Genomic DNA, 18,163 nt, shown 5'->3' with positions numbered 1-18,163 from the left:
GCGCGTCCAGCCACGGAGAAGAAATAGAACAGCAGAAGCGGGTCGCGCGCTGCGCTTGCTCGCGAGCCGAGCCTGCGGTCGGCTTCGCGGACTGGTCTGAAAGCAGCCGAGCGTGGGCTCGGCTCTACAAAAAGCGGCCAGCCAGGCTGCTTTTGCTTTTGATCTTCTTTTTTCTTCTCCGTGGGTGGTAGACGCAGCAGAAATCTGTCAACGGCCGGGTGGGTGGGGCTGGCGGGGTATCCGCGGCATGGATGCCGCGGCTAAGCCCCCAGGGACGGGTTCACGGCGTCCCCGCCAGCCCCACCCACCCGGGCAGCCCACAGGAAACCGGCTTTCCGCGATCATCCCAAACCACCCACGAGGGGCTGCGCCGTTGGCTGGAAACCCCCGATTCGTTAGCCAGAAGTTAAAGATCCGTAAGCATTCTGCTGCGATCCCGCAGTCATCTGCATGCAACCGATCGTCATTAGCCTTCGTGACGTTCCAGTCAGGTTCGACGCGGTAAGCTCTCCCTCGATGAGCTCGCAGCATCGCTCATCGAGTGCAGTACGCAGTAGCAATTTGGAGGAATACATCACATGGCAATCGTTCTTTATGTCGGTGGTAGCAAGGATGGCGAGAAGGGCGTGGTGCCCTACGGCTTCAGCAAATCCCGCGCCGACACCGCGCTGGGGCCGGAGTTCTACACGGAGCGGTTCATGGAACTGCAGGGTGTCGGCAAGGTCCGCCTGATGGCCCTGGAAGGCATGCGTGACGAGATCGTCATGCAGCGCGCCGCCCGCCACTACCGCTGACCTCCGCAACACGCGGCAGGGCGCGCCCACCATCGCGCGCCCGCGCCGGCATCCCAGCCCAGGGCCAGTCCGAGCCCTCTTTTCGCCAGGATGCCGGCGTCCACTCCGGCCTCACCGCTGAACCTCGCCCCCTGTCAATGCCTTGTCCGGCTCCGTCGTGGATTGCCAGAATGGGGTCTTCCCGTAACGCGGCACAGACCTGAAGCAATGCACGACGCCAAGAACGCCCAGAGCGCGCTCGCCCAGCAGATCGCCCAGACCATCGCCGACGAGATCGGTGCCCAGTCCGCCCAGGTACGTGCCGCCGTCGGCCTGCTCGACGAGGGCGCCAGCGTTCCGTTCATCGCGCGCTACCGCAAGGAAGTGACCGGGGGCCTGGACGACACCCAGCTGCGCAACCTGGAAGTGCGCCTGACCTACCTGCGCGAACTGGAAGACCGTCGCGCGGCGGTGCTGGCCAGCATCGGCGAGCAGGGCAAGCTCAGCGACGACCTGCGCAACGACATCCTGGCCGCCGACACCAAGAGCCGGCTGGAAGACCTGTACCTGCCGTACAAGCCCAAGCGCCGTACCCGCGCCCAGATCGCCCGCGAGGCCGGTCTGGAACCGCTGGCTGATGGCCTGCTGGCCGACCCGACGCAGGACCCTCAGGTCTTCGCGGCTTCCTTTGTCGACACCGACAAGGGCGTGGCCGACACCAAGGCTGCGCTGGAAGGTGCACGCGCGATCCTGATGGAGCGCTGGGGCGAAGATGCCGCGCTGGTCGGTGAGCTGCGCACCTGGCTGGGCGAGACCGGCGTGATCCGTGCCCGCGTGGCCGAGGGCAAGGAAACCGAAGGCGCCAAGTACCGCGATTATTTCGAGCATGCCGAGGCGCTGGCGAAGATTCCCTCGCACCGCTTGCTGGCGCTGTTCCGTGCGCGCCGCGAGGAGATCCTGTTCCTGGAGCTGGACCCGGGCAACGAGGCCGAGGCCGGCCACCAGTACGCCGAAGGACGCGTGGCGCGCAAGGCCGGCATCGCCGATCAGGGCCGCGCCGCCGACCGCTGGCTGCTGGATGCCTGCCGCCTGACCTGGCGTGCCAAGCTGCACACCCATCTGCTGCTGGACCTGTTCAACCAGGCTCGCGAAAAGGCCGAGGCCGAAGCCATCGCAGTGTTCGGCGACAACCTGAAGGACCTGCTGCTGGCCGCGCCGGCGGGCCCGAAGACCGTACTCGGGCTGGATCCGGGCATCCGCACCGGCTGCAAGATTGCCGTGGTCGATGCCACCGGCAAGCTGGTCGCCACCGACACCATCTACCCGCACGAGCCGCGCCGCCAGTGGGAGCAGTCGCTGCAGACGATCAAGCAGCTGTGCGCCAAGCACAACGTGGAACTGATCGCGATCGGCAACGGCACCGCCAGCCGCGAAACCGACAAGCTGGCCGGCGAAGCGATCAAGGCTGCCGCCAACCCGAAGCTGCAGAAGGTAGTGGTCAGCGAGGCGGGTGCGTCGGTGTACTCGGCGTCCGAGTTCGCGGCCAAGGAATTCCCGGGGCTGGACGTGTCGCTGCGTGGCGCGGTGTCCATCGCGCGCCGCCTGCAGGATCCGCTGGCCGAACTGGTCAAGATCGAACCCAAGGCGATCGGTGTCGGCCAGTACCAGCACGACGTGGACCAGTACCGCCTGGCGCGGGCACTGGATGCGCGGGTCGAGGACTGCGTGAATGCCGTGGGCGTGTACGTGAACACCGCTTCGGCCGCGCTGCTGTCGCGCGTGTCCGGCCTGTCGTCCACGGTGGCCGAGAACATCGTGCGCCATCGTGACGACAATGGCCCGTTCAAGCGTCGCAAGGACCTGCTGAAGGTCGCGCGCCTGGGCGAGAAGACCTTCGAGCAGTGCGCCGGCTTCCTGCGTATCGCCGATGGTGACCAGCCGCTGGACGCCTCGGCGGTGCACCCCGAAGCCTACCCGGTGGTCGAGCGCATCGTGGCCAGCACCGCGCGCCCGATCAAGGCGCTGATCGGTGATGGCAGCTTCCTGCGCGGCCTGAAGGCAGAACAGTTCACCGACGACACCTTCGGCGTGCCGACCGTGCGCGACATCCTGAAGGAACTGGAAAAGCCGGGCCGTGACCCGCGTCCGGAGTTCAAGGCCGCGCGCTTCGCCGAGGGCGTCGAGGACATCAAGGACCTGCGCGAGGGCATGGTGCTGGAAGGTGTGGTCAGCAACGTGGCCGCCTTCGGCGCCTTCGTCGATATCGGCGTGCACCAGGATGGCCTGATCCACATCTCGGCGCTCTCCGATACCTTCGTGAAGGACCCGCGCGACGTGGTCAAGGCCGGCGATATCGTCAAGGTCAAGGTGCTGGAGGTGGACGTGGCGCGCAAGCGCATCGCCCTGACCCGGCGCCTGGACGACACCCCCGGGCAGGCCACCAGCCGCCCGGGCCAGCGTGATGATCGCGGCCAGGGGCAGGGGCCGCGCCGCGACGCAGGCGGCCAGAACCGCGGGCCAAACCGGGGCCAGGGCAATGGCGGCCGTCCCGCTCAGTCCGCGCCCCCGGCCAACAACGCCCTGGCGGAGGCCTTCGCCCGCGCCAAGCGCAGCTGAGGAGCGTGTCCCCCGTCACGGTTGATCCGGGGCGGGGGACTTGTCGATTTTCCCCGTGATTGCGCACACTTGCGCCTGAGGGGGGCGTGTGGCCTCCCCGCTGTCGCTGGGGAGGGCCATGACGCCAGCAGGACCCGTTGTCTTCGTTGAGGGCTGCAGCGTTGTGCTGCGGCTGCTGCCCGCCTGTGCGGGCAGGGGACCGGATTGATGGCGGGCCAGGGAAGCAACGGCAACGGGCTGCTCGAGCGGCGCCTGCAGGAACTGGCAGAGGAGCGCCGGCGCCTGGCCATGATCATCGACGGCACCGCTGCCGGTACCTGGGAATGGAACGTGCAGACCGGCGAAATGCGGGTCAATGCGCGCTGGGCGGAGATTGTCGGCTATCGGCTGGAAGAACTGGAGCCGGTGTGCCAGAAGACGTTCCTGACGCTGGTCCATCCCGACGATATCGCCCTGTCCGACGCGGCGCTCGAGGACCATTTCGAAGGCCGCAGCGACAACTATGTCTGCCTGTTGCGCATGCGCCACAAGAACGGCCAGTGGATGTGGATCCACGACCGTGGCCGCGTGTTCGAATGGGACGGGCAGGGACGACCGCTGTGGATGGCCGGTGCGCACGCCGACGTGACCGAGCTGCAGCAGGCGCGGCAGGATGCGGCCGAGAGCCGGCAGCGATTGCAGGCCGTGGTCGACGCGTCCGATGAGGTGGCGGTGATCGCGACCGATACCGAAGGCACCATCACCCTGTTCAATACCGGCGCGGAACGCCTGCTGGGTTACAGCGCGGAAGAAGTGGTCGGCCAGCGGCGACTGGGTGATTTCCACGATCCGGACGAGCTGGCGGCCTGGCTGCGTCCGCTGGCGGCTGCGGACGGAAGCCTGCCGGGCGCGTTTGAAGCACTCAGCGCCCGCGCCGATGAGCAGACCTATTCACGGCAGTGGACACTGCGGCGCAAGGATGGCCAGCCACGCCAGGTGCGCTTGTCGATCAGCCGCATGGATGGTGCCGGCGGCGCGCGGATCGGCTATGTCGGCATGTCCATCGACATCACCGAGATCCTGCAGGCGCGCGCCGAAGCACGCCTGTCGGCAGAGAAATTCGCCGGTGCGTTCACGTCGGCGGCGCTGGGCATGGCGCTGGTGTCGCTGGAAGGACGCTGGCTGGACGTCAATGACGCACTGTGCCGGATCCTGGGCTACCCCCGCGAAGAACTGCTGCAGGTTGATTTCCAGCGCCTGACCCACCCCGATGACCTGCAGACCGACCTGGCCCTGGTGCAGGATCTGCTGGCCGGGCGGCGCAGCCACTACCACCTGGAAAAGCGCTATCTCGATCGCGACGGCAAGGTGATCTGGGCGCGGCTGTCGGTGTCGCTGGTGCGCACCGAGCACGGTGAACCGCTGCATTTCGTGTCGCAGATCCAGGACATCAGCGCCCAGCGCAGCAGCGAGCAGCGCCTGTTCGAGAGCGAGCAGCGCAGCCGTATCACGCTTGATGCGGTTGCCGACCTGGTGCTCAGTGTCAGCCTGGATGGCCGTATCGACTACGCCAATGCCGCCGCAGTACGCACCCTGGCGGGTGATGGCGCGCTGTCGCTGGCCGGGCACAAGGTGCAGGACGTGCTGGCACTGACCACCGAATATGCGCCCGGCTCGGTACTGGATGTGTCGGTCCTGCTGGACCCGGAAAGCAATGCGGTGGACCTGCACGCCGATCTTCTGCTGCGCCTGGGCACGGCCACGATCCCGGTCGACCTGACCCGTGCCTGGCTGCGCGATGATGAAGGTCGTGTACGCGGTGCAGTGTGGGTACTGCGTGATGACACCCAGCAGCGCGCGCGCCAGCGCGAAGCGCGCCATCTGGCCGAGATCGATCCGCTCACCGAGCTGAGCAACCGTCGCGGTTTCGAGGTGCATCTGCAGCAGGCGATCACCCGCGTCGAGCGAACTGGCCAGGCCGCGTCGTTGATGTACATCGACCTGGACCGCTTCAAGCCGGTCAACGACACCTGGGGCCATCTGGCTGGCGATGCCGTGCTGTGGGCGGTGGCCAGCGTGCTGCGCCACGGTGTGCGCGATTCGGACGTAGTGGCGCGTCTGGGCGGCGACGAATTCGCAGTGATCCTGTCTGGCTGCACGCCGCGTCGTGCCGCGCGCATCGGCGGTGAACTGCTGCACACCCTGGCGTCGCTGTCGATTCCGTGGGACCGGGACCGCCTGCATGTGGGTGCCAGCATCGGTATCGCGCCATTGGCGGGTGGGATGAGCGTGGACCAGGCCGTGGCAGCGGCTGATGCCCAGTGTTACCGGGCCAAGGCAATGGGTCGCAACAACGTACAGGTGCAGGGCGAGGCCAGTGAGCTGCCCGGCGATGATTCCGAAGCCGCCGAGGGCTGATCTCAGCCTGTGAGAGGGCGTGCGCGAATACTGCGCGCACATCCACTCATGCAGGTGATCCCATGAAGGTCTGGAACCCGGTTGCGATGCGGGCCTACGCCCCGGCGATGGTTGGCTGGTGCCTCGCGCTGGCCGCCTGCCTGCGTGCGGAACAGCTGCGCGGCGACCTTCACGCGCAGGCCCTGCTGCCGGTACTGCAGGGCGGCGCGGTCGCCCTGCTGGTGTTCACGCTGTCCTGTATCGGTGCCGCCAGCATCGTGCTGTGGCGGACGGGCAGGAACGCGGTGGAGTGATGCGGTGGATGGTCACCGCATCCTCCACGTCATGTTGCGTCAGCGCAGTACTTCATCCGAACTGACCAGCTGCACGTCGTGCATCAGATCGAGGTAAGCCTCGTAGTAGCCCTTGTGCGAGGCACCGACGATCGTCAGCATGCGGGTGCCTGGATGCTGGCCCAGGATGTCGCGCATGTTGGCGACCATGCGCAGGTTGCGGGTTTCCCAGTAGCCCACGTAGTTGCGGCCGAAGCCTTCCGGCGAGGGCTCGACGAGGGTCGCGCCGAAATCGCTGTTGAAGGCCACCATCGCGGCCTCGGGTGTGTTGTAGGCGCGATACATTGCGAGCAATCCATCCGGTTGAGCAAGATTGGCCTCCAGTCGTTCATCGGCCGCCCTGCGCGCTTTGACGAAGGAATTGTCCCAGGCACCGCGTATGGCGGCAGCGTAGGCCTTCTGCTGCGATTCCGGTGTTGGCGAATCTGCAGTGTGGTCGTCGACCGACCACAGGCGCTCCAGCCCCAGGCGTGCCGCAAGTACGCCGGCCACCAGTCCGGCCTCGTTGCGGCGGGCCATGCGCGTGTCGAGGAACTGCACCAGTTCCGGTGTCAGGCTGTCCGAAGCACGTCGCTCTTCCCTGGGCAGCCGCAGCCATTGGACGACTGCCGAGCTGCTTTCGCCCGCGGCCAGGAACACGGCGGCCAATCGGCGCCGCTGGGCAGCGGTTGGCGCCTTCGGCCAATCCGCAAGCAGGCGTTCCATCTCCACGTTGGCGCTGGGCACGTCCAGGCCGGTGGCGGCCTGCGCCGGTGCCGGATCGACGCAGTAGTCCGCTACGCTCTCCGCGTATCGGGCCGGATTGCGGCGCATGAAGTCACACTGCAGGCCGGACAGGTTCTCCACCGCGATCGCGGTGGGCCGCCAGGCTTCCAGGCGCTGCAGCAGAGGTTCCAGCATCGCCGGCGTGAAGGTCTCCGGCAGGCTGGACAGGTGCGGGCTGCCCAGCACCAGCACTTCGTTCGGGCGTCCTGCGGGTGGTCCCTTCAGCTGGTCGGGGTGGAAGGCGGGTCGATAGGCGGCGTCGTTGGCCAGCGCGCTGCTGCTGCACAGGGCCAGGAAGAGAAGGCTGGCAAAGCGAGGGAACATGCGATCTCCATGTCGATAAGCATCCTGCGGGACCTTCATGCTGGTCATTTTCTCCTGCTGGGGAATCCCGCATTGGTCATGTAAACCTTTCTGCCTTGAGCTGCATCCTTCTGCTGAGCGATGCTGCACGCAATGCCCAGGCGATGCAGAAGATGACATTGGACGACTGGACCATCGACAGTCCGCGGCTGCACCTCCGGCCATTCACGCCCGGTGACGCCGACGAGGCATTTGTGGCAATCACACCCGGGCTGACCCGCTATATGGCGTTTGAGCCGCCACCCTCGAAGGAGGCGTTTGCTGCCGTCTGGCGGACGTGGCTGCTTACCATCGCCGACGGGACCGACATCACGTTGGTGATCCGCAGGCGCGGGGATGGGGTATTCCTTGGCCTGGCAGGCCTGCATCGAGCCCGTGAAGCAGAACCCGAACTGGGCATCTGGATCGCAGAAGTGATGCATGGGCACGGCTATGGCCGCGAGGCAGTGGCGGCGGTGTGGTCGGCGGCCTCCGGGCGCCTTCGCTGTGCTGCGTTCCGCTACCCGGTGGCGGAACGGAACCGGTCCAGCCGTGCACTGGCTGAGTCCCTTGGTGGGCAGGCTGTGGCACGTGAGCAGGGCGTGAAGTACACGGCAATCGTCTACCGCATTCCGGCTGCAATGCACAGAGTTGCGACGGACGTCGCGGAATCCCGCTAAAGCGGCCGACGGCGTCGCCGATACTCCCTCTGGATCCCGCTCCAGTCACCCGCCGCAGGACCCCAGGCTGCCCCCGACGGGCGGTCCGCGCAGTGTGTTCCGCCGCTTCCAGATGCCGATCGCACCCGCAGCAGACGTTCTTGGCAGTCGCTCGAGAGGTGCCCGTTGGCACCTGTAGTCCCTGGCAACTGATGTTGCCGCCGGGCATCCCGCCCGTCGGGTCACAACCGCTTACCGGACACCGAGGATCAGACAATGCTCATTCCAGGCTTCACGGCAGGCGCGCAGGCGCCGGCCGAGCTGCATACCCGTTGGTCGCCGTGGCGTGCGCTGCTTGGCGTGCTGGCGCCGCAGCAACGCACCAGCACAGAGGCGGCGATGACCGACCGCACCGAGCTGGAAGCGCAGGTGGCCGCGCTGCATCGCGTGCAGGCCGTCATCGAGTTCGCGCTCGACGGCACCATCCTGCGGGCCAATGACAATTTCCTGCAGGCGATGGGTTACCGGCTGGAGGAGATCCAGGGCAAGCATCACTCCCTGTTCGTCGACCCCGAGCAGGCGCGCAGCGCGGAATACGGCGACTTCTGGGTGCGCCTGGGGCGTGGCGAATATGACGCCGGACAGTACCGCCGCTTCGGCAAAGGTCAGCGCGAGATCTGGATCCAGGCTTCGTACAACCCGGTGCTGGACCGCCAGGGGCGGCCGTACAAGGTGGTCAAGTTCGCGACCGACATCACCGCGCAGAAGCTGCAGGCGGCCGACTCGGCGGGGCAACTGGCCGCGATCGCCAAATCGCAGGCGGTGATCGAGTTCAGCATGGATGGCCGCATCCTGTCGGCCAATGACAATTTCCTGGCCGCTACCGGCTACAACCTGGACGAAGTGCGCGGGCAGCACCATTCGTTGTTTGTCGAGCCTGAGCATCGCAGCAGCGTCGAGTATCGCCAGTTCTGGGAGAAGCTCGGGCGCGGCGAATATGACGCCGGCCAGTATCGGCGCCTGGGCAAGGGCGGGCGCGAGGTCTGGATCCAGGCATCCTACAACCCGATCCTGGACCTCAATGGCAAGCCGTTCAAGGTCGTCAAGTACGCCACCGACATCACCGCGCAGGTGCACGAGAACCAGGCCATGCAGCGCGCCGTGGCGCAGACCCGCGAGGTGGTGGCTGCCGCCAAGCAGGGCGATCTGACCCAGCGCGTGGCCACCGCCGACAAGAACGGGTCGATCGCCGAACTGTGCGAAGGCGTGAATTCGCTGGTCGAGGCGATGGCCGCGATCATCGGCCAGATCAAGTTCGCCGCGGACACCATCGCAGTCGGCGCGACCGAAATCGCACAGGGCAACAGCGACCTCTCGCAGCGTACCGAGCAGCAGGCGGCCTCGCTGGAGGAAACCGCTGTGTCGATGAAAGGCCTGGCCGAGACCGTGCAGCGCACGGCCACCAACGCGCGCCAGGCCAGCCAGCTGGCCGGCGGAGCGGCCGACGTCGCCGCACGAGGCGGCACTGTGGTGCATGAGGTGGTCGAGACGATGGCGGTGATCAATGCCTCGTCGCGGCGCATCGTCGACATCATCGGAGTGATCGACGGCATCGCCTTCCAGACCAACATTCTCGCGCTGAACGCAGCGGTGGAGGCTGCGCGTGCCGGTGAACATGGCCGCGGCTTTGCCGTGGTTGCCACTGAGATCCGCGAGCTGTCGCAGCGTTCGGCCAGCGCAGCCAAGGAGATCAAGCACCTGATCGATGAGTCGGTTGCCAATGTGGGCGCCGGCACGGCGCAGGTTGAGAGCGCGGGCCGTACCATGGATGAAATCGTGACCAACGTGCGCCGGGTCAGTGACCTGATGACTGAAATCAGCACGGCCTCGCAGCAGCAGAGCGACGATATCCAGCAGATGAATCATGCGGTCGACCTGATCGATCAGGGCACCCAGCAGAACGCGGCCCTGGTCGAGGAGGCGTCGGCGGCGGCGCGCAGCATGGAAGAGCAGTCGGCGCAGCTGCTGCAGACCGTGGCCAGCTTCCGCGTGCAGGGCGGGGCCGGGCACCGGCACGGAACAGCGGGGCTGCACGCGGTCTAGGCACGGCGACCGGACGGGTCTTCCTTGCTATCGGCGTCGCCGCGTACGCAGTTGCGACCGGCATGTTTGGCGCGATACAGGGCCTGGTCGGCGCGTTCGACCAGGTCGCGCGGATCGCGGTCTTCGCCGGGTGCCTGCCAGGCCACGCCGATGCTGATGGTGACGGTGGCCTCGGGGGCGGGCAGGGCTGCGGCTTCGACCGAAGCGCGCAGCCGTTCGCCCAGGCCCAGTGCGTGGGCGGCATCGGGCGAGGGCAGGGCGGCGATGAACTCTTCGCCGCCATAGCGCGCCAGCAGATCGTCACCTCGTTGCAGGCAGCCATCAAGAATGGCGGCGACCGACTGCAGGCGACGATCGCCCTCCGGATGGCCATAGGTGTCATTGAGCCGTTTGAAGTGGTCGATGTCGATCATCAGTACCGCCAGCCCGAGTCCCTGGCGGCGTGCGCGGCCACGGGCATTGCCAAGAGATTCGTCGAAGCTGCGGCGGTTGCCCAGCCCAGTCAGCGGATCGCGCCGCGCCAGCGTTTCCAGCTCATCGCGCTGGCGCTGGATCTCCACCTGGCTCAGCACGCTGCGCAGGGCATAACCGAGCATGGCACCAATGAAGCCCACCGTGGCCAGGGTGGGCTGCAGGCGCGCGACCAGCAGCGCCACCATCATCAGCAGCAAGGGCAGCATCAACGGCACGCCGGCGTCGACGATGCGGCGCAGGCTGCGCGATACCTCCACCGCCGGATAGCGGCGCTTGCTGGCGGCCATGACGGCCAGCACCACGAACAGTCCGCTGATCAGCAGGTCCCCCCAGTTGCCGTCAGGCAGCTGCGGCTGGTAGGTGTTGATGTAGAACGCCAGCAGGAAATAGCCCAGCGCGTAGATCGCAAGTGTCCGGAAGAAATCGCGGCGGTCGGGATTGTCCTCGGCCAGGAAGCGGATCAGCGCGAAGCAGAACACCAGGCTGTTCTGTAGGTTGCTCATGGCGTTCAGGCACTGCGTCCACAATGCGGCGTTGAAATGCGCCATCGCCCGCGTGTGCCCGAAGTACAACAACCACAGCAGCGCGATGATCAGCAGGTCCACCGCGCGGATGCAGCGGTTGCCGCCGCCCGGGCTGGCGGCTACGTAGGTCAGGGGGATGCGGTAGAACACGTACAGGATCAGCGAAGACACGGTCATCTGCGCAGGATCGAGGCCGGCCACATTGCGGTACAGCAGGGCGAGCAGGGCCAGCGAGAACAGGCCCACGGCAGCGCCCAGCGTCCGCCATTTGCAGGCCGCCTGGCGGCTGTCACGCGCACGCCGCACGCAGGCCAGTGCAGCCAGCAACGGCGCAGTGATCAGCATCAGGTAGGAGCCGACCGGGTCCTGCGGGCCAACAAAGGCAATGACGAGCGCGTGCGTGACCAGAAAAAACAGTGCCGCACGCAACGTCATGCATTCCCCCGCCCCCAGCTCCGGCTGGGATCACGATAGGCAGAAGCACGTGTGGCTTGCAAGAAAAGTGTGCGCTGCGTCTATTCCAAAGCTTGCCGGAAGTCGCAGTTGTGTTTCAGCATGGTGACGCGGAGCCTTCGACGCGGGCGTACATCCAGAAGTCACGGGGCTGTCCTCGAACCCGCCGGTAAGCGCGCAGCAGGCCTTCGCGCTGCATGCCGAGGCGTTCCAGCACGGCGATCGAGCGGGCGTTGCTGTCCAGGACAGTCGCCTGGATTCGGACCAGAGCGAGTGCGGCATGGCCCCATTCGAGCACCGCGCGTGCTGCGTGCGTGGCCAGTCCCTGACCCTGCCAGCGCGGATCGAGATCATAGGCAAGTTCGCCGCGGCCATGCGACAGGTCGATTCCGTTCAGGCCAACGGTGCCGATCAGCTGGCTGTCGGCGCCCACCAGCGCCCAGCGCTGGTCCGTTGCCGTGGGCAGGTAACCGGCGATCTGGCAGCGCAGTGCTCTTTCGGAAACGTCGCCCCAGCTGGTGTGCTCGGTCACGCCCGGCAGCGAGAGATAGCCGGCCCAGGCGGCAGCATCATCCACGTGCAGTGGACGCAGCCGTGCGGGCAGGGTGGCGGGGAGCGTGGGCAGGGCGGGCGTTGGCATCGTCGCCAGTGTCGGCGCTCCGGTCCTGAAAATGCAAAAGGCCAGGTCGGGGACCTGGCCTTTGATGCAGTGGTGCCGGTGAAAGGACTCGAACCTTCATGGGGTCACCCCCGGCTGATTTTGAGTCAGCTGCGTATACCATTCCGCCACACCGGCAGGCAGCGTGCGAGTGTAACCGAGGTCGGCACGGCTTTCATAGTGGGGAGGCCGATCGGGGCGCGTCCTGTCGGCTTCGGCCCTGTCATGGCTATACTGCGGCGGCTTGAATGCCTCCAGGAGCGGTAGCCGATGACAGTGTTGCAGGACCTGAGGGTGCTGGTGGTCGAGAACGACGAGATGAGTGCCGCACTGCTGCAGATGCAGCTGGTGCATGCCGGTGCGACGGTGGTGGGGCTGGCCGCGAGCGTGGCTGAAGCGCTGCGCCTGCTGCAGGCGTCGACCCCGGACGTGGCCCTGCTCGATTACCGCCTGGCCCGCAATGAGACCAGCGAGCCGGTGGCTGCGGCACTGTCGGCGCGCGGGGTGCCGTTCGTGTTGGCCACCGGGATGCAGGCCGAGCAGCTGCCCGAGCCGATGCTGGCCGGCGTGCTGCTGGTGAAGCCCTATCTCTCGGCAGATCTGAGCCAGGCGCTGGTACGCGCAGTGGGCCGCGCCAGCGCCAGCGCCTGATTGGCGCGTGCTGAAGCGGTGGGCGTATCCTGCCCGGGCCTGAATGCTCAGGCCTACAAGGAGAGTGGCATGAAGAAGTGGATCAAGCGCATGGTAGCTGCGGGTGTCCTTTCGATGGCGGTCTTCGGTGGTACGGCCTCTGCTGCGTGGTGTGGCCAGCCCTGTTTCCAGCTCTACAAGAGCTGCATCGCGCGGGGTGGAGAGGTCGAACAATGCCTGCAGGAACAGGCCTTCTGCGAAGAGGCGATGTGCGGCGGCAATCCCTGATCCATGAACCCCGCCCAGGCGGGGTTTTTCATCTGTGCGCGGTGTTCAGCCCGCTTCTTCGTATACGTAGCGGATCTCCTCGCGGTCGTCGAGGATGCGGTACTGCCGCGCCAGGTCATCCGGATCGGGATTGAGCCAGGCATCGAGGTGTTCCTTGCGGATGGGAACGACGCCGCGGTCATGGCCCGCAGCGGCGACGTCGTGTGGAGGCGTGTCGGTGATCGTGGCAAATGACAGGAGGCGACCTTCCGGTCCTTCCCATTCCGCCCACAGGCAGGCCAGCAGCAGGTCGCGCGGGGGATCGGGCCGGAACTCCAGCACCACGTCCTGATCCTTCTCATCGGCACCCAGCGTACGGCCGGCGATGGCATGGCGTGGCACGTGCTCATAGAACGCCTGCACCACCACCACACCGTGGCGCAGCCCGAACGCACCGCGCCAATAGCCTTCCAGGCTGTCGCGCCGCGCGTTGTAGGTGCCCGGATATAGCACGTCGTTGCGCGCAGGCTTGTCCGGCAGCCGGCACTGGTAGCGCATCGGCTTGATCACGCGTTTGCCGCCCTCGCTGACCATCACCGGTGCGTAGGTACCGGGGAAAATACGGTTGTCGCGCGGTAGCAGCTGCACCCGGTGCAGATCTTCCAGCCGAGCCTGCGCACGATCGATGCGGTTGCCGGCCACGCGCAGGTCGTTGCGTGCCTTCTGGGTGGGGCGGGTCGCCAGCGTGGCATTGGCAATATCGCGTCGCTCGCGCTGGCGGGCCAGCTCAGCTTCCAGATCCTGGCGTTCCTGCGCATGCCACTGCTGGATTTTCGCGACGATGTCGCGGCCCTGCTCGGTGCGCGCGCCGGCGAAGCCGTCATCCATCGCCTTGGGAGTTCTGGGGCGCTTCTTGCCAGGATCGTGCGCGTACAGCTCCGCGAATTCTTCCAGCGACAGGATGGCGCCGAACTCGCGCACCAGCTTGGCGTAGTCGGCGCGGATGAGGGCGGAATAGCACATGGGAACTCTGCGGGCGTGGGTCGCAGCAGCTGCGACATGGATGAGGCAGGATAGCCCGACCTACAGGGAGATAGCGCATGAATGATTCCGTCGCCTGCCAGTTCCGCGACGCCGTGCCCACGGTCGAAGACTATTGCCAGCTGCGTGTGCTGGCGGGCCTCAGTGCCAAGAGCCAGGAGGCGGCGGCACGCGCGCTGCCCAATACCCTGTATGGCGTGTGTGCCTACCAGGGTAACGAGCTGGTGGCGATGGGGCGCATCGTCGGCGATGGGGGCTGCCACCTGCAGGTCTGCGATATCGCTGTGTTGCCGCGCCTGCAGGGGCAGGGCCTGGGCAAGGAAGTGATGCGTCGCCTGGAGGGCTGGATGCAGGCGAACCTGCCGCCGTCGGCATACGTCAGCCTTCTGGCGGATGGTGAAGCGCACCGGTTGTACGCGCAGTTTGGTTTCGCACCCACCGCACCTGCATCGATCGGGATGTATCGCCGGTTCTGAGGTGTGGCCGAGTTGAAGCCATCTACGCATGGCGTGGATCTACTGGGCCAACCGGCCGCCGGATCCATCCCGGCCCTGCAGTAGATCCGCGCCATGCGTGGACAGGGCCTTCCCAGGAATCACAGGCAAAGAAAAACCCCGGCCGAAGCCGGGGTTTTAAAGAATTGGCGTCCCCACGGGGATTCGAACCCCGGTCGCCACCGTGAAAGGGTGATGTCCTAGGCCTCTAGACGATGGGGACGCACGAAAACTTCAAGTTGTAGATCCTTCGACGGCCTAATGTCGAAGTGGTGGAGCCAAGCGGGATCGAACCGCTGACCTCCTGCATGCCATGCAGGCGCTCTCCCAGCTGAGCTATGGCCCCAATGAAACTCCGGATGATCTGCCGGGAGCAGAGTCCGTTTTGAAACTGGCGTCCCCACGGGGATTCGAACCCCGGTCGCCACCGTGAAAGGGTGATGTCCTAGGCCTCTAGACGATGGGGACGCACGAAAAACTTCAAGTTGTAGAACTTTCGACGGCCTAATGTCGAAAGTGGTGGAGCCAAGCGGGATCGAACCGCTGACCTCCTGCATGCCATGCAGGCGCTCTCCCAGCTGAGCTATGGCCCCGTGTTACCGAGCCGCCTATCATACCTGCGTGTTCACGTTTGTGGAAGCTTTTTTTGAGCTTTTTTCGTTCCGGTTCAACCGCGACCACGAGGGCAGGGGAACCGCAACGCCACAACCTGAATGCCGGTAGGCGGTGAACAAAAAAGACCCGGTTATCGGCCGGGTCCTCGTTGTTCGTGATGAGTGGCGTCCCCACGGGGATTCGAACCCCGGTCGCCACCGTGAAAGGGTGATGTCCTAGGCCTCTAGACGATGGGGACGCAATTCTCATCAATGTTCTTTAGCGACCTTTCGACGGCCTAATGCCGAAAGATTGGTGGAGCCAAGCGGGATCGAACCGCTGACCTCCTGCATGCCATGCAGGCGCTCTCCCAGCTGAGCTATGGCCCCACGTCGCTGAGGAGCGAAATAATAGCCTTGCCCCAGGGGGTTGGCAAGCATTTGTTGCACTTTTCTTCACATGCGTTGCGAAGCCGATGTCAGTCGCCTTTCGCCTGTGCAGCGTCGTCGGTCAGTGCCGCCAGGATCGGGCACTGGTCCAGCGCGCCGTGACCTGGGCAGGCGTCGACCAGCAGCGAAAGTGCAGTGTGCATGCGTTGCAGCTCCGCCATCCGCTGTGCGATGTCCTGCAGGCGCGCCTGCGCGGTGTCGCGCACGCTGCCCATGTCCTGCGAATGGCGATCGCTCAATGCGAGCAGCTCGCCGATCTCTTCAAGGCTGAAGCCCAGCGCCTTGGCGCGGCGGATGAATCGCAGCCGGCGCAGGTCCTGCTCGCCGAAGATGCGGTAGCCACCCGCCGAGCGGGCCGCGGTCGGCAGCAGCTGCTGTCGTTCGTAGTAGCGCACCGTATCGATCGGTACGCCCGCCTGGCGGGCCAGTTGTCCAATGTTCATGGCGGATTCCTGCAGGGGCTGCCGACCATTGTGAAGCCTGGAGTCTGGTCGAGAGTCAAGGCTTGGCCCGGGTGCGCGCATTCAGCGCACTTTGCAACTTTCTTCATAGCCCCGCCGATGGACCAGTTCCTACCCTTCGCCTGAACCGGCCGTTCGATGGCCTGCAACGAACCGAGGAGGTGGTCTGTGGAAGGATTCAGGAACGAAGGATTCGTCGAGATCGCGGTGGTTGAATACCCGGGAGGTGATCCGTCTGCCGCCTCCGTACTGGCTGAAATGGCGCACGTTGCCAATCGCCTTGCCCAGCAGCAGCGTCGGCCGTTCAAGCGGGTGCTGGTCACCCGCTGGATCGTGCCGGCCAGCCAGACCGGGGTGCATCGTATTGCGGGTGCGGAAATGCTCGATGCGGCCATCCCGGCTGTGATCGCGGTTCCCGGCCAGATCAGTGCCGGCGCGTGCCTGCGCGCGGACGAGGTCCTGCTGGACTGGCTGCGCGCGCACTATGACGGCGGCAGCCTGCTGGCCGCCGCCAGTGATGGCGTCAGCGTGCTGGCACGTGCCGGGTTGCTGGCCGGGCGTACGGTCAGTGGCCCCGATCTCGGGCGCCATCCAGGCCTGCAGGCGCAGGCCGCGAGCTGGGTGCCGAGCGAGCGGGCGCTGGTGGATGACGGTGACCTGCTGACGGTCGGCGGGGCCCAGGCCTGGCGCTTCCTTGGCCTGCGACTGTTGTACCGGCTGCATGGGCAGGGCGTGGCCAGTGCGGTCGCACAGCAACTGGGCATCACCGTGCCCGCCACGATCCAGCAGGACCTGGAGCGCTTCAGCGCCAACTTCGCACATGGCGATCGTGATGTGCTGAAGGCACAGCGCTGGCTGCACACCACGGCGGCACGCGGCGCCACCCTTGCCGCGATCTGCGAGGTCTCCGGGCTGGAGCCGCGCACACTGCAGCGGAGGTTCCTCAAGGCCACCGGCCTGCGGCCGATCGAATACTGCCAACGGCTGCGCATCGCCAGGGCGCAGACCCTGCTGCAGCAGGGGGCGGGTATCGATGAGGTGGCGTGGGGTGTCGGCTACGCTGATCAGAGTGCTTTCCGCCGGTTGTTCCTGCGCATCGTTGGCATGACGCCGGCCAACTATCGGCGTCACGTCAGCAGCAAGCGTCGCGAGCGGCCCTTGATGCCGTCGGTGGCAGGCAGCCTGCGCGGGCTGCAATCGCCGTCGGTGATGCAACTGGGGCGCAGCGCGGCCTGATGTCGGCGGCATCGTCGCGCTTGCAACCGGAGCGCGACACTTCGACCATGCAGTCAGTGGACGATTGAACAGGTGGTCTGATGTCGAGCGTTGGGCCGGTGCCGATGCCGGTGGTGTTGATTCTCGTGTGCGCAGTGATTGCCATGGCCGTGGCGCGTCTATGGCCACGCAGAAAGGACGGCATGCCGCTGCCTTCTGCACCCAGCATGGTTCTGGACATGCTGCTGGTGGGCCTGCTGTGTGGTCGCATCAGCTTCGTGGCCTTGAACTTCGCCCTGTATCGCGAGGCGCCGTGGAGCATTCTGCAGATTGCCGATGGTGGCTACCACCTGGTGGTTGTCCTGGTTGCGGGATCGGCATGGGGGCTGTGGCGGGTGCGCCCATGGCGGGCGTTGCGCGCCCCGGTGCTGGGCGCGGCGTTGGCGGGTGTGCTGCTATGGGCGGGCGGTAGTCAGCTGCTGTCCGCATGGCAGGAGCGGCAGATGCCCTTGCCGGTACTGCAGGTTGCTGATCTGCAGGGGGGCAGGGTTGATCTGCAGCAGTTCCGGGGAAAACCGCTTGTGCTGAATCTCTGGGCGACCTGGTGCGGGCCCTGCCGGCGCGAGATGCCGGTCCTGGCTGCGGCGCAGCAGGCGCATGCGGACGTGCAGTTCGTGTTCCTCAACCAGGGTGAAACCCTTGAGGAGGTCCAGGGTTTCGTTGCGCGCGAACGGCTCCTGCTGCACAACGTATTGCTCGATGATGACGCTGCGGCATCCACGGTGCTGGGCGTGCGGGCCTATCCCTCGACCCTGTTCTTCGACGCCGAAGGGCGCCTGCGTGAACTGCACCTGGGCGAACTGACGGCAGCCGGTCTTGAACACAAACTGCGCCGGCTGCGGTAGCCTGCGCGGGC

Annotated in this window: 16 protein-coding genes and 7 tRNA genes; 11 read left to right on the top strand and 12 right to left on the bottom strand. The window is 66.1% G+C overall.

The window, feature by feature from the left end:
* Positions 1–578: 578 nt before the first annotated feature.
* From ACZK3W_RS13705 to ACZK3W_RS13690, 4 genes are all read left to right on the top strand, one after another.
* Positions 579–794 carry a hypothetical protein gene (locus tag ACZK3W_RS13705; protein ID WP_005410085.1) on the top strand — a complete coding sequence of 72 codons (216 nt, stop codon included), beginning with the start codon at positions 579–581 and terminating at the stop codon, positions 792–794.
* Positions 795–1,001: 207 nt separating this feature from the next.
* Positions 1,002–3,389 carry a Tex family protein gene (locus tag ACZK3W_RS13700; RefSeq protein ID WP_197616927.1) on the top strand — a complete coding sequence of 796 codons (2,388 nt, stop codon included), beginning with the start codon at positions 1,002–1,004 and terminating at the stop codon, positions 3,387–3,389.
* 207 nt (positions 3,390–3,596) lie between these two features.
* Positions 3,597–5,786 (top strand): PAS domain S-box protein, encoded by a 2,190-nt coding sequence (locus ACZK3W_RS13695; RefSeq protein ID WP_197616929.1) that lies wholly within the window; start codon positions 3,597–3,599, stop codon positions 5,784–5,786.
* Between the two features lie 62 nt (positions 5,787–5,848).
* Positions 5,849–6,079 (top strand): hypothetical protein, encoded by a 231-nt coding sequence (locus ACZK3W_RS13690; protein ID WP_049400551.1) that lies wholly within the window; start codon positions 5,849–5,851, stop codon positions 6,077–6,079.
* Between the two features lie 39 nt (positions 6,080–6,118).
* On the opposite strand, the gene ACZK3W_RS13685 is transcribed toward ACZK3W_RS13690, so the two are convergent.
* Positions 6,119–7,207 carry a DUF5694 domain-containing protein gene (locus ACZK3W_RS13685; RefSeq protein WP_032129389.1) on the bottom strand — a complete coding sequence of 363 codons (1,089 nt, stop codon included), beginning with the start codon at positions 7,205–7,207 and terminating at the stop codon, positions 6,119–6,121.
* 95 nt (positions 7,208–7,302) lie between these two features.
* Between ACZK3W_RS13685 and ACZK3W_RS13680 the strand changes: the two genes are divergently transcribed.
* Both ACZK3W_RS13680 and ACZK3W_RS13675 read left to right on the top strand, forming a co-directional pair.
* Positions 7,303–7,905 (top strand): GNAT family N-acetyltransferase, encoded by a 603-nt coding sequence (locus tag ACZK3W_RS13680; RefSeq protein WP_239669684.1) that lies wholly within the window; start codon positions 7,303–7,305, stop codon positions 7,903–7,905.
* A gap of 255 nt (positions 7,906–8,160) precedes the next feature.
* A complete protein-coding gene (locus ACZK3W_RS13675; RefSeq protein ID WP_197616931.1) occupies positions 8,161–9,987 on the top strand; it encodes a methyl-accepting chemotaxis protein in 1,827 nt (608 codons plus the stop codon).
* On the opposite strand, the gene ACZK3W_RS13670 is transcribed toward ACZK3W_RS13675, so the two are convergent.
* The 3 genes from ACZK3W_RS13670 to ACZK3W_RS13660 all read right to left on the bottom strand — a co-directional run bounded on the left by ACZK3W_RS13670 (position 9,984) and on the right by ACZK3W_RS13660 (position 12,234).
* Positions 9,984–11,420 carry a GGDEF domain-containing protein gene (locus ACZK3W_RS13670; RefSeq protein ID WP_197616933.1) on the bottom strand — a complete coding sequence of 479 codons (1,437 nt, stop codon included), beginning with the start codon at positions 11,418–11,420 and terminating at the stop codon, positions 9,984–9,986. The genes ACZK3W_RS13675 and ACZK3W_RS13670 overlap by 4 nt on opposite strands.
* Positions 11,421–11,535: 115 nt before the next feature.
* The gene (locus tag ACZK3W_RS13665) at positions 11,536–12,078 is read right to left on the bottom strand and encodes a GNAT family N-acetyltransferase (RefSeq protein ID WP_032129386.1); all 543 of its coding nucleotides are present in this window, start codon (positions 12,076–12,078) and stop codon (positions 11,536–11,538) included.
* A 70-nt stretch (positions 12,079–12,148) separates the two neighbouring features.
* Positions 12,149–12,234 (bottom strand) — tRNA-Leu (locus ACZK3W_RS13660).
* A 132-nt stretch (positions 12,235–12,366) separates the two neighbouring features.
* Between ACZK3W_RS13660 and ACZK3W_RS13655 the strand changes: the two genes are divergently transcribed.
* Positions 12,367–12,747, top strand: coding sequence for a response regulator (locus ACZK3W_RS13655; RefSeq protein ID WP_032129385.1), 381 nt, complete (start codon positions 12,367–12,369; stop codon positions 12,745–12,747).
* Between the two features lie 69 nt (positions 12,748–12,816).
* Positions 12,817–13,014: a hypothetical protein gene (locus ACZK3W_RS13650; protein WP_010484956.1), complete on the top strand. Its 198-nt coding sequence runs from the start codon at positions 12,817–12,819 to the stop codon at positions 13,012–13,014.
* A gap of 45 nt (positions 13,015–13,059) precedes the next feature.
* Here the strand turns inward: ACZK3W_RS13650 and ACZK3W_RS13645 are convergent, their stop codons facing one another.
* A complete protein-coding gene (locus ACZK3W_RS13645; RefSeq protein ID WP_049399994.1) occupies positions 13,060–14,016 on the bottom strand; it encodes an SOS response-associated peptidase family protein in 957 nt (318 codons plus the stop codon).
* A gap of 77 nt (positions 14,017–14,093) precedes the next feature.
* On the opposite strand from ACZK3W_RS13645, the gene ACZK3W_RS13640 reads away from it, so the two are divergent.
* Positions 14,094–14,510: a GNAT family N-acetyltransferase gene (locus tag ACZK3W_RS13640; RefSeq protein ID WP_010484960.1), complete on the top strand. Its 417-nt coding sequence runs from the start codon at positions 14,094–14,096 to the stop codon at positions 14,508–14,510.
* A gap of 165 nt (positions 14,511–14,675) precedes the next feature.
* On the opposite strand, the gene ACZK3W_RS13635 is transcribed toward ACZK3W_RS13640, so the two are convergent.
* The 7 genes from ACZK3W_RS13635 to ACZK3W_RS13605 form a co-directional block, all read right to left on the bottom strand.
* Positions 14,676–14,751: transfer RNA gene (locus ACZK3W_RS13635), tRNA-Glu, on the bottom strand.
* 47 nt (positions 14,752–14,798) lie between these two features.
* Positions 14,799–14,874, bottom strand: a tRNA-Ala gene (locus ACZK3W_RS13630).
* 46 nt (positions 14,875–14,920) lie between these two features.
* Positions 14,921–14,996, bottom strand: a tRNA-Glu gene (locus tag ACZK3W_RS13625).
* Between the two features lie 49 nt (positions 14,997–15,045).
* Positions 15,046–15,121: transfer RNA gene (locus tag ACZK3W_RS13620), tRNA-Ala, on the bottom strand.
* Between the two features lie 184 nt (positions 15,122–15,305).
* Positions 15,306–15,381, bottom strand: a tRNA-Glu gene (locus tag ACZK3W_RS13615).
* A 54-nt stretch (positions 15,382–15,435) separates the two neighbouring features.
* A tRNA-Ala gene (locus ACZK3W_RS13610) sits at positions 15,436–15,511 on the bottom strand.
* A gap of 89 nt (positions 15,512–15,600) precedes the next feature.
* Entirely contained in the window at positions 15,601–16,014 is a 414-nt protein-coding gene (locus tag ACZK3W_RS13605; RefSeq protein ID WP_032129382.1) for a heavy metal-responsive transcriptional regulator, read from the bottom strand.
* A 186-nt stretch (positions 16,015–16,200) separates the two neighbouring features.
* Between ACZK3W_RS13605 and ACZK3W_RS13600 the strand changes: the two genes are divergently transcribed.
* On the top strand, positions 16,201–17,268 hold the full coding sequence (locus ACZK3W_RS13600) for a GlxA family transcriptional regulator (protein WP_121503557.1): 1,068 nt from the start codon (positions 16,201–16,203) through the stop codon (positions 17,266–17,268).
* An 80-nt stretch (positions 17,269–17,348) separates the two neighbouring features.
* Positions 17,349–18,152: a TlpA disulfide reductase family protein gene (locus ACZK3W_RS13595; RefSeq protein ID WP_197616935.1), complete on the top strand. Its 804-nt coding sequence runs from the start codon at positions 17,349–17,351 to the stop codon at positions 18,150–18,152.
* The last annotated feature ends 11 nt before the right edge of the window (positions 18,153–18,163 follow it).

Source organism: Stenotrophomonas sp. 80084_Sma, from assembly GCF_056481995.1.
The sequence above is the reverse complement of the archived record's forward strand: the minus strand, read 5'-3'. Positions and strand labels throughout refer to the sequence as shown.

Excerpts from the sequence above, each read along its gene's own strand:
- ACZK3W_RS13705 (WP_005410085.1), top strand. The coding sequence starts at position 579 with ATGGCAATCGTTCTTTATGTCGGTGGTAGCAAGGATGGCGAGAAGGGC.
- ACZK3W_RS13700 (WP_197616927.1), top strand. The coding sequence starts at position 1,002 with ATGCACGACGCCAAGAACGCCCAGAGCGCGCTCGCCCAGCAGATCGCC.
- ACZK3W_RS13695 (WP_197616929.1), top strand. The coding sequence starts at position 3,597 with ATGGCGGGCCAGGGAAGCAACGGCAACGGGCTGCTCGAGCGGCGCCTG.
- ACZK3W_RS13690 (WP_049400551.1), top strand. The coding sequence starts at position 5,849 with ATGAAGGTCTGGAACCCGGTTGCGATGCGGGCCTACGCCCCGGCGATG.
- ACZK3W_RS13685 (WP_032129389.1), bottom strand. The coding sequence starts at position 7,207 with ATGTTCCCTCGCTTTGCCAGCCTTCTCTTCCTGGCCCTGTGCAGCAGC.
- ACZK3W_RS13675 (WP_197616931.1), top strand. The coding sequence starts at position 8,161 with ATGCTCATTCCAGGCTTCACGGCAGGCGCGCAGGCGCCGGCCGAGCTG.
- ACZK3W_RS13670 (WP_197616933.1), bottom strand. The coding sequence starts at position 11,420 with ATGACGTTGCGTGCGGCACTGTTTTTTCTGGTCACGCACGCGCTCGTC.
- ACZK3W_RS13665 (WP_032129386.1), bottom strand. The coding sequence starts at position 12,078 with ATGCCAACGCCCGCCCTGCCCACGCTCCCCGCCACCCTGCCCGCACGG.
- ACZK3W_RS13655 (WP_032129385.1), top strand. The coding sequence starts at position 12,367 with ATGACAGTGTTGCAGGACCTGAGGGTGCTGGTGGTCGAGAACGACGAG.
- ACZK3W_RS13650 (WP_010484956.1), top strand. The coding sequence starts at position 12,817 with ATGAAGAAGTGGATCAAGCGCATGGTAGCTGCGGGTGTCCTTTCGATG.
- ACZK3W_RS13645 (WP_049399994.1), bottom strand. The coding sequence starts at position 14,016 with ATGTGCTATTCCGCCCTCATCCGCGCCGACTACGCCAAGCTGGTGCGC.
- ACZK3W_RS13640 (WP_010484960.1), top strand. The coding sequence starts at position 14,094 with ATGAATGATTCCGTCGCCTGCCAGTTCCGCGACGCCGTGCCCACGGTC.
- ACZK3W_RS13605 (WP_032129382.1), bottom strand. The coding sequence starts at position 16,014 with ATGAACATTGGACAACTGGCCCGCCAGGCGGGCGTACCGATCGATACG.
- ACZK3W_RS13595 (WP_197616935.1), top strand. The coding sequence starts at position 17,349 with ATGTCGAGCGTTGGGCCGGTGCCGATGCCGGTGGTGTTGATTCTCGTG.